Source organism: Hypericibacter terrae, from assembly GCF_008728855.1.
In the GTDB taxonomy this organism is placed as follows: domain Bacteria; phylum Pseudomonadota; class Alphaproteobacteria; order Dongiales; family Dongiaceae; genus Hypericibacter; species Hypericibacter terrae.
In genome coordinates, this window is the sequence record NZ_CP042906.1 from 1,208,243 (window position 1) to 1,224,191 (window position 15,949).

Consider the following 15,949-nt stretch of genomic DNA (forward strand, 5'->3'; position numbering starts at 1 on the left):
CTTCTGGCCGTGACCCGCTCCCCCGAAAATCATGTGTCGCTCCCCGGCGCTGCGGGCTTGGTGGCGACCGGCTTCGCGTCCGGCGCCAGCCGCACCACCATGCGGTCGGGCAATCTGAGATCGATCGCCGAGAGGTCGCGCTTGAGCAGCCCCTGCTCGCGCTCCAGGCGGGCCAGCTCGAGCCAGGCCGCGGTCGGATTGGTCTCGGGCAGCTTTACGTCCACGCCATTGTCGAGGCGCAGATTCCAGCGGCGGTCGCCGACCCAGACGGCGGCGCGCACGCGTGCCTTCAACTCGGGCTCCAGCCCCAGCATCGTCACCAGATCGGCGGCATGCTGCGGGGCGTTGTCGCCGACCAGCACCAGGAGCTGGTTGAAGCGGCCGGGATCGTCGGCGGCGATGGCCTCGCCCTGCCGATCCACCAGATAGAACTTGCCGTCGCGCTGCCACAGCGCGAAGGGCGCGAATTCGTCGACATGGACCGTGAGGGTGCCGTCGAGGCCGCGGCGCACGCTGGCGCTCTTGACCCAGGGCAGGGTCTCGACGCGGGCGCGGATCGCCTCGGGATCGAGGGCCAGGAGCGGGGTGCCGCGATCGGCGCCGATCGCGGCCAGCAATTCCTCCGGCGGCGTCTGCTGGCGGCCATCGACCGCCACGCTCTGCAGCGTGAGGCCCATCTTTCCGGACAGCGCCACCAGCCCGTCGCCGAGGGCCACGCCCTGGCGTTCGATCCAGGCGCTCGGCCACAACATCCAGCTCGTGCCCGCAACCGTGGCGAGGGCGGCGCCGATGAGGGCGTAACGCTGCAGGCGCTGGCGGCGCAGGCTGCGCGGATCGCGCCGCAGCTTCGTTTTGCCGCGCGGCGCGCCGGCCCGGGATCTGGCGGAAGCCGTCACACGTCGCATTGCGCGTTCTCCACCATCCAGCTCACCAGGGCACCGAACGAGATGCCGACATGCTTGGCCTGCTCGGGCGCCAGCGAGAGCGGCGTCATGCCGGGCTGGGTGTTGACCTCGAGCAGATAGAGCTGCTCGGGTCCGCCGCCCTGCGTGTCGTCATAGCGGAAGTCGCTGCGGGACACGCCGCGGCAGCCCAGCGCCTGATGGGCGCCCAGCGCCATGGCCAGGGCAGCGTCATAGACTTTCGGCGGAATCGGCGCCGGCACCAGATGCTGGGTGATGCCGTCGGTGTATTTCGCCTCGTAGTCGTAGAAGTTGGTCTTGGATCTGAGCTCGGTCACGGCGAGCGGGCGGTCGCCCATCACGGCGACGGTCAGCTCGCGGCCGGCGATGTAGGGCTCGACCAGGGCCGCCGACCCATAGGACCAGCTCGAGGCCGGAGGTACATTGTCGCCCTGGCGCACGATGCGCACGCCGACGCTCGAACCCTCGTTATAGGGCTTCATCACATAGGGCCGGGCCAGCGGCTCGCCCTTGGCGAACTCCTCGCGTGTGACGAGCTTGCCGTCCGGGCAGCGCAAGCCTGCCGCGGCGAAGATGCGCTTGGCCATCGGCTTGTCCATGGCGAGCGCCGAGGCCAGCAGGCCGGAGTGGGTGTAGGGGATGCCCATGAGATTGAGCACGCCCTGGATGCAACCATCCTCGCCCCAACGGCCGTGGAGCGCGTTGAAGACCGCATCGGGGCGCGGCTGCAGCGCCGCGATCAGGGCCGCCACGTCGCGGCCCACATCGATCGCGGTCACGTCATAGCCTTCGGCGCGCAGGGCGTCGGCACAGGCCTTGCCGCTCACCAGCGACACCTCGCGCTCGGCGGAGGGTCCGCCCATCAATACGGCAACGCGTTTCATGCGCGCACCTCCGGACCGTTGGTGGCGGGCCGGCCGATGCGGCGGATTTCCCATTCGAGCGTCACGCCGGTCTTCTCCTTCACGCGCCGGCGCACGTCTTCGCCGAGCGTCTCGATATCCGCGGCGGTCGCCTCGCCGGTGTTGATCAGGAAGTTGCAGTGGCGCTCGGAGACCTGCGCGCCGCCGATGCGCAAGCCCCGGCAGCCGGCCTCGTCGATGAGCTGCCAGGCCTTGCGGCCGCGCGCTTCGGGACCTGCGGGATTGGCGAAGGTGCTGCCGCCGGTGCGGGTGCGGATCGGCTGACTCTCCTCGCGCGCCTTCTGGATCTCGGCCATGCGCGCCTGGATCGCGGCGGGCTCGTCGCGCCGGCCTTGCAGCAGCGCGCCGGTGAAGATCCAATCCTCCGGCAGATCGCAATGGCGATAGCTGAAGCCGAAATCCTTATGCGTCAGCGGGTGCAGTTTGCCGCTGCCGTCGAGCGCTTCGCCCTCGATCACCACGTCGGTCATCTCGCGGCCATAGGCGCCGCCGTTCATGCGCAAGGCGCCGCCGATCGTGCCGGGGATACCCGACAGGAACTCGAGGCCGGCGAGGCCCGCGTCGCGCGCCGCGATCGAGACATTGAGGTCGAGTGCCGCGGCACCGGTGCGAACCCGGTCGCCCTCGGCGGCGATGCGGGCGAACTCGCGGCCCAGGCGGATCACCACGCCGGGGACGCCGCCGTCGCGCACCAGCAGGTTCGAGCCGACGCCGATCACGGTCACCGGCAGGTCTGCGGGCTTGCCCGCGAGGAACGTCGCCAGGTCGTCGCGGTCGGCCGGCCGGAACATGATCTCGGCCGAACCGCCGACGCGGAACCAGGTGATGCCGGCCAAGGGCGCATCGGCGGTGAGCCGGCCGCGCACGGGCGGCAATCCGGCCAGGGGATCGGTGGAGCGCTTCATCGCGGCCATCATTCGCCCGCTCCCTTGCCCGCTATAGTTTGGGGAGGCTTGGGCTGGCTCGCCTGCAACGCCTTCAACTGCTCGGGCAGGGCATTCGCCCAATAGGTGATGCTGCCGGCACCGAGGCAGACCACGAGGTCGCCCGGCTGCGCCCGCTCATGGATCATCGCCGGCAGGGCCTCGGGCGACGGCAGTGGCGAGACATGGCGATGACCGCGATTCTGCAACCCCGCCACCAGGGCGTCGCGATTGGCACCCTCGATCGGCGCCTCGCCCGCGGTGTAGACGTCGGCGACGATCACCTCGTCGGCGTCGTTGAAGCAGGAGCAGAACTCCTCGAACAGGTTCTTGAGCCGGGTGAAGCGGTGCGGCTGCACCACGGCGATGACGCGGCCCTGCGTGGCGCCGCGGGCGGCGCGCAAGACGGCCGCGATCTCGACCGGATGGTGGCCGTAGTCGTCGATCACGGTGATGCCGCCGGCCTCGCCGGTGCGGGTGAAGCGGCGCTTGACGCCGGCGAAGGAGCCCAGCCCCTTGCGGATGATGTCGTCGCCGATACCCATTTCATGGGCGACGGCGATGGCGGCCAGCGAGTTCTGGACGTTATGCGCGCCATGCATCGGCAGATGGACGCGCTCGATGCGGCGCTCTTCCTGCTGGTGGCGGTCCTGGATGACCACGTCGTAGGTGGCGCCGTCCGGCCCGATATCGATGTTGATCGCACGCACGGCCGCCTGGGGGCTCATGCCGTAGGTCACGATGCGGCGGTCGGAGACGCGCGGGATCATCGCCTGCACCACCGGATGATCGATGCAGAGCGCGGCGAAGCCATAGAAGGGGATGTTCTTGACGAACTCCTCATAGGCGCGGTTCATCGCCTCGACCGTGCCGTAGAAATCGAGATGCTCGGGATCCATGTTGGTGACGATGACGATGGTCGCCGGCAGCTTCACGAAGGTGCCGTCGGACTCGTCGGCCTCGACCACCATCCAGTCGCCCGAGCCCAGCCGCGCGTTGGTGCCGTAGCTGTTGATGATGCCGCCATTGATGATGGTCGGATCGAGTCCGGCAGCGTCCACGAGCTGGGCGACCAGCGAGGTCGTCGTGGTCTTGCCGTGGGTGCCGCCGATCGCGACCGACCATTTGAGGCGCATCAGCTCGGCCAGCATCTCGGCGCGGCGAACCACCGGCAGGAAGCGCGATCGCGCCGCCATCACCTCGGGGTTCTCCGGCTTGATCGCCGAGGAGACGACGATCACCTCGGCCTGGCCCAGATTCTCGGCCTTGTGCCCGATCTCGACCGGGATGCCCAGCGCCCGCAGGCGTTTCACATTGCCGCTGTCGGACGCGTCCGAGCCCTGCACCCGGTAGCCCAGATTGTGCAGGATCTCGGCGATGCCGCTCATGCCGATGCCGCCGATGCCGACGAAATGCAGGATGCCGATGTCGAGCGGAAGGGCCCTCATGCGGCCTCCTTTCCGGCGGCGAGCGGCGCCAGCGATTCGGCGAGATCGGCCAGACGCTCGGCGGCGTCGGGATGGCTGAGGCTGCGCGACGCGGCGGCGGCCGTCGCCAATTGTTGCGGGTCGGCCAGGAGCGAGGCCAGCCTCGCGGCCAGCGCCTCGGGCGTGAATTCGGCTTCGGTCATGACCCAGGCCGCACCCGACGTCGCCATGGCGCGGGCGTTGGCGGTCTGGTGATCGTCGGCGGCGAAGCGGTAGGGCACCAGGATCGAAGGCCGCCCGGCGGCCTGCAACTCGGCGACCGTCGAGGCGCCGGAGCGCGCGATCATGAGATGGACATGGGCGAGCCGGGCCGCCATGTCGGCGAAGAAGGGCTTGAGCTCCGCGGCGAAGCCGATCCTGCGGTAGGCGGCGGCCACCGTTTCCAGATCTTCCGCCCGGCATTGCTGGGCGAGACGCAGGCGGGCGCGGTCGCCGGCGCCCAGCCGCTCGATCGCGGCCGGGATCACCTGGGACAGGATCCGGGCGCCCTGGCTGCCGCCGATCACCAGCAGCTCCAAGGCGCCGCCGGGCTGGGGCGCCACATATATACTGTGGGCGAGGGCGGCGATGGCCGGCCGGACCGGATTGCCGGTCAGGACGGCCCGGGCCTGCGCCGAGGCGGGCAGGGCGCCGACCTGCTCGAAGCAGGTGGCGATCCGGTTGGCGCGCGAGGCCAGCAGCCGGTTGGCGCGGCCCATCACGGCATTCTGTTCATGGAGCAGCAGCGGCACCTTGGCGTGCGCGGCGGCCAGCATGGCCGGCACCGAGGCGTAGCCGCCGAAACCCACCGCCAGGGAGGGCCTCGCCGAGCGCAGGATCCGGCGCGCCTCGAAATAGCCCTGGGCCAGGCGGAACAGGCCGCTGAGCCGGTCGGAAATCCGCTTGCCGGCAAGGGCGCCCGCCGGGATGCGCCGGGTCTCGACCTCGGGCAGCCGGTCGCCGAAGCCCTGACCGCGCTTGTCGGTCACCAGCATGACGCGCCGGCCGCGCTTCAGCAGCGCCGCCGCGAGGGCTTCCGCCGGGAACATATGGCCGCCGGTGCCGCCGGCGGTGAGGAGGATGGGGGCGAGGCCGCTCATCATTCCTCCCCCATCGCGACGCGCCGGCGGGTCAGCGCCAGCAGCATGCCGATCGACAGCGCGCAAGCCAGGAGCGACGAGCCGCCATAGCTGATGAAGGGCAGGGTCATGCCCTTGGTCGGCATCAGATGCAGGCTCGACGCCATGTTGACGACGGCCTGGAGGCCGAAAGTGACGAGCAGGCCCGAGGCCGCCAGCAGCACGAAGAGGTTGCGTTCCTGCAGCAGCTTGGCGATGCCGCGCGCCATCACGAAGGCGAACAGGGCCACGATGAAGAGGCAAGCGATGGCGCCCAGCTCCTCGCCCGCGACCGCGAACACGAAATCGGCATGGGCATCCGGCAGCACCATCTTCACGGTGCCCTCGCCGGGGCCCTGGCCGAAGAGGCCGCCATTGCGGAAGGCGTCCAGCGCGCGATCCACCTGGTAGGTATCGCCGGCGGCCGGATTGAGGAAGCCGTTCACGCGCTCGGTCACATGCGGGAAGGTGAAATAGGCGCCGACCAGCCCCACCACGCCGACGCCGGCGAGCGTGCCGACCCAGAGCAGCGGCAGGCCCGCCAGGAAGAACTGCGCGAACCAGGTGCAGCTGACGACCACGGTCATGCCGAGGTCGGGCTGGGCCATCAGCACGGCGACCACGACCAGATAGAGCATGATCGAGATCAGGTTGCCCGGGACCCGGTCCGGCCCATGCTGGGCCGAGAACATCCAGGCGGCCACGACCGCGAAGCAGGGCTTCACGAACTCGGAAGGCTGCAGCGAGAAGCCGGCGAGGTCGATCCAGCGGGTGGCGCCCTTGATCTCCTGGCCCGTGACGAGGGTGAGCACGGTCAGGCCCAGGAACAGGAAGAAGCCCAGGGTGGCGACGCGCCGGATCATGCGCACGCTCATGAGCGAGGTCGCCAGCAGGATCCCGATTGCGACCGGCAGCAGCGCGAAATGGTGGCGGACCAGGCTGAAGCTGTCGAGCCGGATGCGGGTCGCGACCGCCGGGCTCGCCGCCAGGCTCATCATCATGCCGATGGCGATCAGGAGCGCGATGGCACCCAGGGTCCAGCGGTCGACCGTCCACCACCAGCGGCCCAGGATGCTGCGGTCGTTGCGGGCGAAGGCGGTTGTCATGACGCCCTCCGCTGGCCGTTGCCGGGTTCGAGAGCGAGCACCAGCTGGCGGAAGACATCGCCGCGCTGCTCGAAATTGGCGAACTGGTCGAAGGAGGCGCAGGCCGGCGACAGCAGCACCACGGCGCCGGCCTTGCCGTCGGCCTGGGCCTGGGCATGGGCGGCCGCGACCGCGCGGTCGAGCGTGCCGCATTCGGTGGCCGCGACCTGGCCCTTCAGCGTGCGCGCGAAATCGGCCGAGGCCTCGCCGATCAGATAGGCATGGGCGATACGCGGGAACAGGGCCTTGAGGCTCTCGATGCCGCCTTCCTTGGGCTTGCCGCCGAGGATCCAATAGATCGGGTGATAGCAGACCAGGGCCTTCTGGGTGGCGTCGGCGTTGGTGGCCTTGCTGTCATTGACGTAGCGCACGCCAGCGATGGTCGCGATCAGCTCCTGGCGATGGGCGAGACCCGGATAGGTCCGGATGCCTTCGAGGATCGGCGTGCGCTGGAGTCCCAGCGCCCGCATCGCGGCATAGGCGGCGGCCGCGTTCTGCCAGTTATGCTCGCCCGGCAGCGTCGCCACGCCCGTGAGGTCGAGCACGGCCTCGGCCTTGCCGTCGAGATCGTCCACCAGCTTGCCGCCGGCACCGGAGACTCCGGCGGGTGCGGGGCGAATCGACGAGATCGACACGACTCGCGCGGCTTTGCGCGCGACGATTCGCTCGCGCAGCGCGCGGCTGGGCTCGTCGTCGATGCCGATGATCGCGGTGTCGTCCGCGCCCTGGCGCCGGAAGATGCGCTCCTTGGCGGCGATGTAGCCCGCCATGTCGCCATGGCGGTCGATATGATCGGGCGTGATGTTGAGGAGGATCGCCACCGTCGGCTTGAGCGAGGGCGTGATCTCGAGCTGATAGGAAGAAAGTTCCAGCACATAGATGCCGGCGACGCCGAGCGCGGGGAGCGCCAGGGCCGGCGTGCCGATATTCCCGCCGACGGCGACCTGTCGGCCGGCCGCGCCGAGGATATGGCCCGAGAGCGCCGTGGTGGTCGATTTCCCGTTGGTGCCGGTGATGGCGAGGAGGCGCGCATGGGGCTGGGCCCGCAGCAGCAGCTCGACATCGCCGATGATCGGCTTGTTCGCGGCCTTGGCCTGGGCCGCGATCGGATGGGGCTTCGGGAAGGAATGGGGGATGCCGGGGCTCAGGACCAGGGCGTCGATGCGGGCCCAGTCGGCGGTGCCGAGATCGACCGGCTCGATGCCTTCGCCCGCGAACTGCGCACGCTGCGCCGCCGAATCGTCCCAGGCCCAGACCGTGGCGCCGCTGGCCTTCAGGGCCTTGGCCGCCACGAGCCCCGACTTGCCCAGGCCCAATACGGCGAGGGTGCGGCCGGCCAGCCCAGGGATTCGGATGAGATCGGTCACCCCGTCAAATCCTCAACGCAGCTTCAAGGTGGCGAGCCCGGCCAAGGCCAGGATCGAGGCGATGATCCAGAACCGGATCACGATGGTGGGTTCGGCCCAGCCCTTCTTCTCGAAGTGATGGTGCAGCGGCGCCATGCGGAAGACGCGCTTGCCGGTGAGCTTGAAGGAGACGACCTGGACGATCACCGAGGCGGTCTCGAGCACGAAGAGACCGCCGACGATCGCCAGCACCAGCTCATGCTTGACCACGACGCTGATGGCGCCGAGCGCGCCGCCCATGGAGAGCGAGCCGGTGTCGCCCATGAAGACCATCGCGGGAGGGGCGTTGAACCAGAGGAAGCCCAGGCTCGCGCCGACGAGGGCGGCACAGAACACCGCGAGTTCGCCGGAGCCGGCCACGAAATGGAGCTGCAGATAATTGGCGAACACCGCGTTGCCGACGAGATAGGCGATGAGGGCAAAGCAGCCCGCAACGATCATTACCGGGACGATCGCGAGTCCGTCGAGCCCATCTGTGAGATTCACGGCATTTGACGCGCCGACCATCACAAAAACCGCGAACGGAACGAACAGCCAGCCCAGATGGATCAGGATCTCCTTGAAGAAGGGGACCGTGAGACCGGTCGAGAGCGGCTCGGGCGTCAGATGCATCACCGCGAGCGCGGCCGCCGTGCCCATGACGATCTGCGCGACCAGCTTGAGGCGGCCGGGCAGGCCCTTGCTGCCGCGCTTGGTCAGCTTCAGATAGTCGTCGCCGAACCCGACCAGGCCGAAGCCGATGGTCAGCAGCAGCACGACCCACACATAGCCGTTGGCGAGATCGGCCCAGAGCAGGGTCGAGATCGCGACCGCGAGCAGGATCAGCACGCCGCCCATGGTGGGCGTGCCCTTCTTGGTCAGGAGATGCGACTCGGGTCCGTCGCTGCGAATCGGCTGGCCATGCGGCTGCTTGCTCTTCAACCACGCGATGACGCGCGGGCCGAGCAGGAAGCTGAGCAGCAGCGCCGTCATGACGGCACCGCCGCTGCGGAAGGTCAGATAACGGAAGATGTTGAAGAGCGAGCTCTCTTCGGCAAAGGGGGCGAGAAGGTTGTAGAGCACTGCGGTTCCGTCCCCCTAGTTGCCGTTCGCGGCGCGCGGCATTGGCGCCGAGGCGCCCATGGCCTTGATGGCTTCGACGATCGGCGCCATGCGGGTGCCGAGCGATCCCTTGACCAGGACGACGTCGCCGGGCTTCAGCGTGGCCAGCACCGGCGCGATGATCTCGGCGCTCGATTCGGCGTGAGCGGCGCGCAGAGTCGCCGGCAGAGCCGTATCCAGGTTCGTCATGAAGGGGCCGACGGTGAAGACCTGCTGTGCGCCCGAGGCGATCAGGTCGGGACCGAGCCCCGCATGGAGCTCGGCGCTCTGTTCCCCCAGCTCGCGCATGTCGCCCAGCACGGCGATGCGCCGTCCGCCGTTCCGGGGCTTGGCCTGGGCCAGCACCCGGAAGGCTGCCCGCATCGCGGCGGGGCTGGCATTGTAGCTTTCGTCGATCAGCTCGACGCTGCCGCCACCGCGCTGGGCCGGGAGCATCACATGGCTGCGCTGGCCGCGGCCCTTGGGCGGGGTGACGCGCGAGAAGGCGGCTGCGGCCTGGCCCAGATCGGCGCCGGCGGATTTGACGGCGGCGAGGACGGCCAGACTGTTCATGACCCAATGCTGGCCCGGCGCGCCGATGCAATAGTCGAGCCGCTCGCCTTCGATGACCGCGGAGACGGCGCTGCAGGTGGCCTGGAGCGAGCAGTCGAGGAGCCGCGAGGTCGCCTCGGCATGGGTGCCGAAGCCGATGATGCGCTTGATCCCGCGACGGCGCGCCTGGGCGGCGAGGCGCTCGAACTGGGCGTTGTCGCGATTGAGGATCACGACCCCGCTGGGGTCCATGCCTTCGAAGATTTCGGCCTTGGCGTCCGCGATCGCCTCGACCGAGGCGAAGAACGCCATATGGACGGCCTCGATCGTGGTGATGATCGTGACCTCGGGGCGGACCTGGCGCGACAGGGGGCCGAGCTCGCCGGCATGGTTCATGCCGAGCTCGAACACGCCATAGACCGTCTCGCGCGGCATCCGCGCCAGCGTCAGGGGCACGCCCCATTGATTGTTGAAGCTGCCGACGGCCGCGAAGGTCGGGGCCTGGTCGGAGAGCACGGTCTTGAGCGCTTCCTTGGTCCCGGTCTTGCCGACGCTGCCAGTGACGCCGATGCGCTTCGCCCTGGACCGCTCGCGCGCCGCCTGGCCCATCCGCTCGAGGCCCGCCAGGGTCTCGTCGACCAGCAGCAGCGGCGCGTTGGCGTCGAGCCCCTCGGGGCGGCGATGGACCAGGGCGGCCACGGCACCGGCGGCAAGCGCCCGGGCAATATAGTCATGACCGTCGAAGCTGGGACCCTTGAGGGCGACGAAGAGATCGCCGGCCTCGACCGTGCGGCTGTCGATCGAGACGCCGGTTGCCGCCCAGGCGGCGGCGCCTTCCAGCAGGCCCGCGGAAGCCTTGGCCGCTTCGGCGGCGGTCCAGAGCACCGGTTTCGCGGCGGCGCTCATGCGCCACCCCCGATTTTGCGTCCGCCGACGGCGATGGCGGCGGCGCGCGCCACCTCCGCATCGTCGAAGGGATGCGTGACCGAGCCGACGATCTGGCCGGTCTCATGGCCCTTGCCGGCGATGACGAGGAGATCGCCCGCCTCGAGCTCGCCGACGGCGGTGCGGATGGCGAGAGCCCGGTCACCGATCTCGCGCGCACCGGGGGCCGCCGCCATGATCTCGGCGCGAATGGCGGCCGGATCCTCGCTGCGCGGATTGTCGTCGGTCACGATGACCCGGTCCGCCAGCTCGGTGGCGATGGCGCCCATCACCGGTCGCTTGGCGCGATCGCGATCGCCGCCGCAGCCGAACACCACCACGAGGCGGTTGCGGGCGAGGGGCCGAAGCTCGTTGAGGATCGTGCGCAGCGCCTCGGGCTTGTGCGAATAGTCCACCAGGATCGTGGCGCCGCTCGGATGGCGGGCCACCAGCTCGATGCGGCCATGGACTCCGCTCAGCTGCGACAGCTCGGCGGTGGCGCGGGCGGGATCGGCGCCGCAGCCGATGACGAGCCCCAGCGCCGTCAGGGCGTTATAGGCCTGGAAGCCGCCGGCGACCGGGAACATGAGCTCGGTGCGCTGGCCGAAGATGTCGAGGACCAGGCGCTGGCCTTCCGGCAGCAGGGTGCGGTCGACCAGCGTCAGGTCCTTGCCGGCCTTGCCGAAGGCGATGGTGGCGAGGCCGCGCTGCTTGCAGATCGCGAGCAGGGGCTCGAACTGGTCGCTGTCGGCATTGAGCACGGCCGTCCCGGTGCCTGGCAGCAGCTGCTCGAACAGCCGCGCCTTGGCGCGGAAATAGCGCGCCATGGTTCCGTGATAGTCGAGATGCTCGTGGGTGAGGTTGGTGAAGGCCGCGGCCTTCAGCTTCACCCCGTCGAGGCGGAACTGGTCGATGCCATGGCTCGAGGCTTCGAGTGCCAGGTGATCGATGCCGCCCTGGGCCAGCTCGGCCAGAAGGCGATGCAGCTCGATCGGGTCGGGCGTCGTCAAGGCGCCGGAATGGTCATGGCCGGGGGCGACGACGCCCAGCGTGCCGAGACTGCCGGCGCGGAAGCCTAGCAGCGTCCAGAGCTGGCGCGTGAAATGCGCGGTCGAGGTCTTGCCGCTGGTACCGGTGACGGCGGCGATGGTCTTGGGCTGCTTGCGATAGAAGCGCGCCGCCATGAGCGCCAGGCGCCGGCGCGGATTGTCGTCGAGGATGACCGGAACGCGGCCGATCTCGGGCGGCAGGTCGGTGTCGAAGGGCGCCAGGATCGCGCTGGCGCCGCGCTTTAGCGCATCGATGATGTAGACGCGCCCGTCGGCGCGCGACCCCGGCAGGGCGGCGAACAAATAGCCGGGCTCCACGCGACGCGAGTCCGCGCTCAAACCCTTGATCTCGATTTCCGCCGCCGCCGTCGCCACGTCCGTCTTCCGTTCCTCCAGGAGGTCCTTGAGCCGCACCGGCCCGAACTCCGCCGTCCCTATTCCGTACCGCGCGCTGACACGAGCAGCGCGGCGGTCTCGGAGGGCATGTCGTTCTGATCCTGCGGCGGGATGCCGAGCAGCGGGGCCATGCGCTGAATCACGCGCCCCACTGCCGGCGCCGCAACCCAGCCGCCGGTCGCATAGCCGTAAGAGCTCGCATTGGGCTTCGGGTCGTCGACCATCGCCAGCACCACATAGCGCGGCGCGTTGATCGGGAAGACGCCGACGAAGGAAGCCATGCGGGCATTGGCGACGTAGCCGTGGCTGCCGAGCTTGTCGGCCGTGCCGGTCTTGCCGCCGACGAAATAGCCGGGCACGTCGGCCTTCTTGCCGGTGCCCTTCTCGACCACGAGCCGCAGGAGCTGGCGGATCTCGGCCGAGGTTTCGGCCTTGATCACGCGCTGGCCGTCGGTGACTTGGTCGAGGCTGCGATGGATCAGCGTCGCCGGGCGCATCATGCCGCCATTGACCATCGCCGCCACGCCGGTGACGAGATGCAGCGCGCTGACCGCGATGCCATGGCCATAGGCGATCGTCATGGTGTTGATCGGACGCCAGTCGGCCGGGTACATCGGCGCGCCGGCCTCCGGGATCTCGATCGAGGCCCGGCGCAGCATGCCGATGCTGTCCATGAATTTGCGCTGGCGCTCGGTGCCGATGCGCTGCGCGATCAGCGCCGAGCCGATGTTCGAGGAATACATGATGACTTCCGAGACCGTCAGCGGACGGTTCTCCGGATGGAAGTCCGAGATGGTGAAGCCCGCGACCCGCAAGGGATGGCTCGCATCGACGCTGTCGTTGATGCCGATCACGCCGGAATCGAGGGCTGCGGCCGTGTTGAAGATCTTGAAGGTGGAGCCCATCTCGTAGACGCCCAAGGTCGCGCGGTTGAAGCGCTGGTCGGGCGTCGCCGTGCCGGCATTGACCGGATCGAAATCGGGCAGCGAGACCATGGCGAGGATCTCGCCGGTATTGGCGTCGAGCACCATGCCGGCGCCGCCGACCGCCGAGAAATCGGTGATCGCGCGCTGGAGCTCGTCGTGAAGGATGTGCTGGACGCGAAGATCCAGCGACAACTGAACCGGCTGGCCGCTCTTGAGCACGTCGTCGAAGGACTGCTCGATGCCGGCGAGGCCCTTATTGTCCACGTCGGTGTAGCCGACGACATGCGCGGTCAGCGAAGACTGCGGATAGACGCGGCGTTCCTCGCGCTGGAAGGCCAGGGCGGGGATGCCGAGGCGGTTGACCGCATATTGCTGGCGCGGCGTCAGATCGCGCTTGATCCAGACGAAGCGGCTCTTGGCCGACAGTTTCGCGGTCAGCTCGGCGGCGCTCAGATCCGGCAGGATCTCGACCAGCTTCGCCGCGGTTCCGGCAGGATCGGCGATCTGCTGGGGATCGGCATAGAGCGAGGCGGTGGCGAGGCTGGTCGCCAGCAGGACGCCGTTGCGATCGAGAATGTCGGCGCGGGCGACCTCCAGATCGGGTGTCGGCAGTTGCGCGCTCTCGCGCTCACCGCCATTCCAGACGCCGACTTCGAACAGGCGGAGGCTGATGGCCAGGAAGGCCACCAGGAACAGCCCGCCGCCGAACAGGAGGCGCAGATAGCCGGTCTCGAGCACGCGCTTGCGCTCGCCGTCGAGCGCATAGAGGTCCTCGAAGCGCGGCGGCCGGGGATCGGCGAGCTGGGGTCCTTGCGGGTGGCGCGAGGGCCGCGGTTTCATTGCTGCTGCTCCGCGGTGGTCGCGGCGATGAGCGCGCCCAGCGGATCGTCGCTGGGCGAGACCAGCGGGCCCGTGGCCGCGCGCGTCGCCGCGGCGGCCGTGGCGGAAAGGTCTTCGCTGCCCGAGGTCGGATCGACCGGCGCCATGGCGGCGGTTGTCGGCGTGGGGGCGGCTTCGACCGTGTTGCTGGCATCGGCCAGATCCTGGTCGGGCTCGAAGCTGACCGGGACGAACTCGCTGGGCGCCAGGCCGGTCAGGGCCGGCCCCGCCGGGGCGCTGGCGTCGAGATCGGCCATGCCGGCCGACCATTCGAGGCCGCTGGCGAGCGAGGCGGTCTCGCTGGTGGCGGGCTTGGGGTGGAAGCTCGGCGCGGGCAGCGCCACATCGAGGCGCGGCGGCAGGGCGGCCAGATTCTCCATCTGCTTGGCCGCGACCGGCGCCAGGCCCAGATGCCGGCGGTTGAGATCGGAGAGCCGGCCGGGTTCGTTCAGATAGCTCCATTCGGCCTTGAGCACGCGGACCTGCTCCTGCGCGCGGGCAATGTCGCGGTTGGTCTGACCCAGCTGATGCTCGAGTTCCTGCACCGCGAACTTGATCTGGAACATGCAGAAGCCGGCGGCGATCACCAGAACGAGCCAGACCGGCAGGGAGAGACGGTTCATGGATCAGTCCTCCTCGGCCGCAGCGCCGCTCTCGCCCCAGGCGGGGGCGGCGGTGCGCTCGGCCGCGCGCAGGCGCGCCGAGCGGGCGCGCGGATTGCGATCGGTTTCGGCCTTGCCGGGCTTCACCAGCTCGGGCGACAGGGTGCGGAAGCTGGGCGCATGCGTGGGTGCTGGCGCCTCGGGCAGATGGCGAGAGCCCTGGGGTGTACGGCCGGCCCGTTCGCGCAGGAACCGCTTCACTTCGCGATCCTCAAGCGAATGGAAGGAGACGACGGCGAGCCGGCCGGCCGCCTGGAGGAGCGCCTCGGCGGAGACGAGGCCGCGGCGAATCTCGCCCAGCTCGTCATTCACGGCGATGCGCAAGGCCTGGAACGTGCGGGTCGCGGGATCGATGCCGTCATGGGCGCGGGGGCCCGAGGCACGGCGCACGATCTCGGCCAGCGCCAGCGTGCGCGTGATCGGCGCGGTGCGGCGCGCGGCCACGATCGCGCGCGCGATCTGGCGGGCGCGGCGTTCCTCGCCATAGCGGAAGATGAGATCGGCGAGATCGGATTCTTCCATCTCGTTCACGAGATCGGCGGCGGTCGGGCCGTCGCGGCCCATGCGCATGTCGAGCGGACCGTCGAAGCGGAAGGAGAAGCCGCGCTCGGGCTGATCGATCTGCATCGAGGAGACGCCGAAATCGAAGGCGATGCCGTCGGCATGGCTCAAGCCGCGCTTGCTCAACAGCTCGCGCATGTCGCCGAAGCGCCCCTGCACCGCATGAAGGCGGCCCGGGAAATCCTGCGCCAGCGCCTGCGCGCCCGCGATCGCATCGGGATCGCGATCGATCGCCCAGACGGTGCAGTCAGCGGCGGCGAGGATGGCGCGGCTGTAGCCGCCGGCGCCGAAGGTGCCGTCGATATAGATGCCGCCATCCTTGGGCGCCAGGGCCGCGAGCACCTCGTCGAGCATCACGGGCACATGGGCCTGCGCGCCGGAGGCATCGACGTCCGATTTGTTGCGACGCTTGCCGGTCATGGCTGACCGTCCGGGCGCGCGCTGCGCAAGGTGCGTCCCTTTTCGAGCGCGCGCTTGCGCGCTTCGATCTTGTAGCGCTCGAGCGCCTGGGGTTCCCAGATCTCGAAATGCTCGCCGCGTCCGACGAAGGCGGCGACTTCGCCGATATTGGCTTCCTTGGCGAGATCCTCGGGCAGCTGTACGCGGCCTTCGCCGTCGAAGGCGAGCTGCTTGGCGCTGGAGAACAGCGCCATTGTCAGATCGTCATGCTCTTCCGAGAACAGATCGGAGTTGGTGCTGAGGCGCGCCTTGATCCCTTCCATCCAGTCGATGCCGGCGCATTGCACGGCTTTGTACTTGAAGGAGGGGAGCGCCACGATTCCGTGGAAGGCCTGTCCGGAGAGCGCAGCACGGAAGGGCGCCGGGACGGAAACCCGCCCCTTGCGGTCGATTTTGTTCACGAAGGTGTCGATGAACAGCGCCATCGGCCTTCCGATTCCTTGCCCCTTCGCCGCAGCCGCCCGTTCTCCAAAAACGACCCTGAACGGACTTCATGGGCGCCACCTGGGCACCCGACCGGCATTTATGGGATATCATGGGATACTATGGGCGTCAAT

The 15,949-nt window shown here is 69.3% G+C and carries 14 protein-coding genes; all 14 read right to left on the reverse strand.

What is annotated here, in order from left to right:
- Nucleotides 1-29: 29 nt before the first annotated feature.
- The 14 genes from FRZ44_RS05610 to FRZ44_RS05675 are packed head-to-tail and all read right to left on the reverse strand — an operon-like array spanning nucleotide 30 to nucleotide 15,817.
- Complete coding sequence (locus FRZ44_RS05610; RefSeq protein WP_151176257.1) at nucleotides 30-905, reverse strand: cell division protein FtsQ/DivIB; 876 nt, start codon at nucleotides 903-905, stop codon at nucleotides 30-32.
- A complete protein-coding gene (locus FRZ44_RS05615) occupies nucleotides 893-1,807 on the reverse strand; it encodes a D-alanine--D-alanine ligase (RefSeq protein WP_151176258.1) in 915 nt (304 codons plus the stop codon). The genes FRZ44_RS05610 and FRZ44_RS05615 overlap by 13 nt, the downstream gene beginning before the upstream one ends.
- The gene (murB, locus tag FRZ44_RS05620) at nucleotides 1,804-2,760 is read right to left on the reverse strand and encodes a UDP-N-acetylmuramate dehydrogenase (RefSeq protein ID WP_151180174.1); all 957 of its coding nucleotides are present in this window, start codon (nucleotides 2,758-2,760) and stop codon (nucleotides 1,804-1,806) included. Before murB ends, FRZ44_RS05615 begins: the two co-directional genes overlap by 4 nt.
- The gene (murC, locus tag FRZ44_RS05625) at nucleotides 2,760-4,217 is read right to left on the reverse strand and encodes a UDP-N-acetylmuramate--L-alanine ligase (RefSeq protein ID WP_151176259.1); all 1,458 of its coding nucleotides are present in this window, start codon (nucleotides 4,215-4,217) and stop codon (nucleotides 2,760-2,762) included. The genes murB and murC overlap by 1 nt, the downstream gene beginning before the upstream one ends.
- Entirely contained in the window at nucleotides 4,214-5,335 is a 1,122-nt protein-coding gene (murG, locus tag FRZ44_RS05630) for an undecaprenyldiphospho-muramoylpentapeptide beta-N-acetylglucosaminyltransferase (protein WP_151176260.1), read from the reverse strand. The genes murC and murG overlap by 4 nt, the downstream gene beginning before the upstream one ends.
- Complete coding sequence (gene ftsW / locus FRZ44_RS05635) at nucleotides 5,335-6,459, reverse strand: putative lipid II flippase FtsW (protein ID WP_151176261.1); 1,125 nt, start codon at nucleotides 6,457-6,459, stop codon at nucleotides 5,335-5,337. The genes murG and ftsW overlap by 1 nt, the downstream gene beginning before the upstream one ends.
- Nucleotides 6,456-7,865, reverse strand: a complete 1,410-nt coding sequence (gene murD / locus FRZ44_RS05640) for a UDP-N-acetylmuramoyl-L-alanine--D-glutamate ligase (RefSeq protein ID WP_151176262.1) — start codon at nucleotides 7,863-7,865, stop codon at nucleotides 6,456-6,458. The genes ftsW and murD overlap by 4 nt, the downstream gene beginning before the upstream one ends.
- 12 nt (nucleotides 7,866-7,877) lie before the next feature.
- The gene (mraY, locus tag FRZ44_RS05645; RefSeq protein WP_151176263.1) at nucleotides 7,878-8,966 is read right to left on the reverse strand and encodes a phospho-N-acetylmuramoyl-pentapeptide-transferase; all 1,089 of its coding nucleotides are present in this window, start codon (nucleotides 8,964-8,966) and stop codon (nucleotides 7,878-7,880) included.
- 15 nt (nucleotides 8,967-8,981) lie between these two features.
- Nucleotides 8,982-10,442, reverse strand: coding sequence for a UDP-N-acetylmuramoylalanyl-D-glutamyl-2,6-diaminopimelate--D-alanyl-D-alanine ligase (locus tag FRZ44_RS05650; RefSeq protein WP_151176264.1), 1,461 nt, complete (start codon nucleotides 10,440-10,442; stop codon nucleotides 8,982-8,984).
- Complete coding sequence (locus FRZ44_RS05655; RefSeq protein ID WP_151176265.1) at nucleotides 10,439-11,923, reverse strand: UDP-N-acetylmuramoyl-L-alanyl-D-glutamate--2,6-diaminopimelate ligase; 1,485 nt, start codon at nucleotides 11,921-11,923, stop codon at nucleotides 10,439-10,441. Before FRZ44_RS05655 ends, FRZ44_RS05650 begins: the two co-directional genes overlap by 4 nt.
- 20 nt (nucleotides 11,924-11,943) lie before the next feature.
- On the reverse strand, nucleotides 11,944-13,671 hold the full coding sequence (locus FRZ44_RS05660; protein WP_151176266.1) for a peptidoglycan D,D-transpeptidase FtsI family protein: 1,728 nt from the start codon (nucleotides 13,669-13,671) through the stop codon (nucleotides 11,944-11,946).
- Nucleotides 13,668-14,333, reverse strand: a complete 666-nt coding sequence (gene ftsL / locus FRZ44_RS05665) for a cell division protein FtsL (protein WP_151176267.1) — start codon at nucleotides 14,331-14,333, stop codon at nucleotides 13,668-13,670. The genes FRZ44_RS05660 and ftsL overlap by 4 nt, the downstream gene beginning before the upstream one ends.
- 3 nt (nucleotides 14,334-14,336) lie before the next feature.
- Nucleotides 14,337-15,353, reverse strand: coding sequence for a 16S rRNA (cytosine(1402)-N(4))-methyltransferase RsmH (rsmH, locus tag FRZ44_RS05670; protein ID WP_151176268.1), 1,017 nt, complete (start codon nucleotides 15,351-15,353; stop codon nucleotides 14,337-14,339).
- The gene (locus FRZ44_RS05675) at nucleotides 15,350-15,817 is read right to left on the reverse strand and encodes a division/cell wall cluster transcriptional repressor MraZ (protein WP_151176269.1); all 468 of its coding nucleotides are present in this window, start codon (nucleotides 15,815-15,817) and stop codon (nucleotides 15,350-15,352) included. Before FRZ44_RS05675 ends, rsmH begins: the two co-directional genes overlap by 4 nt.
- Between the last annotated feature and the right edge of the window lie 132 nt (nucleotides 15,818-15,949).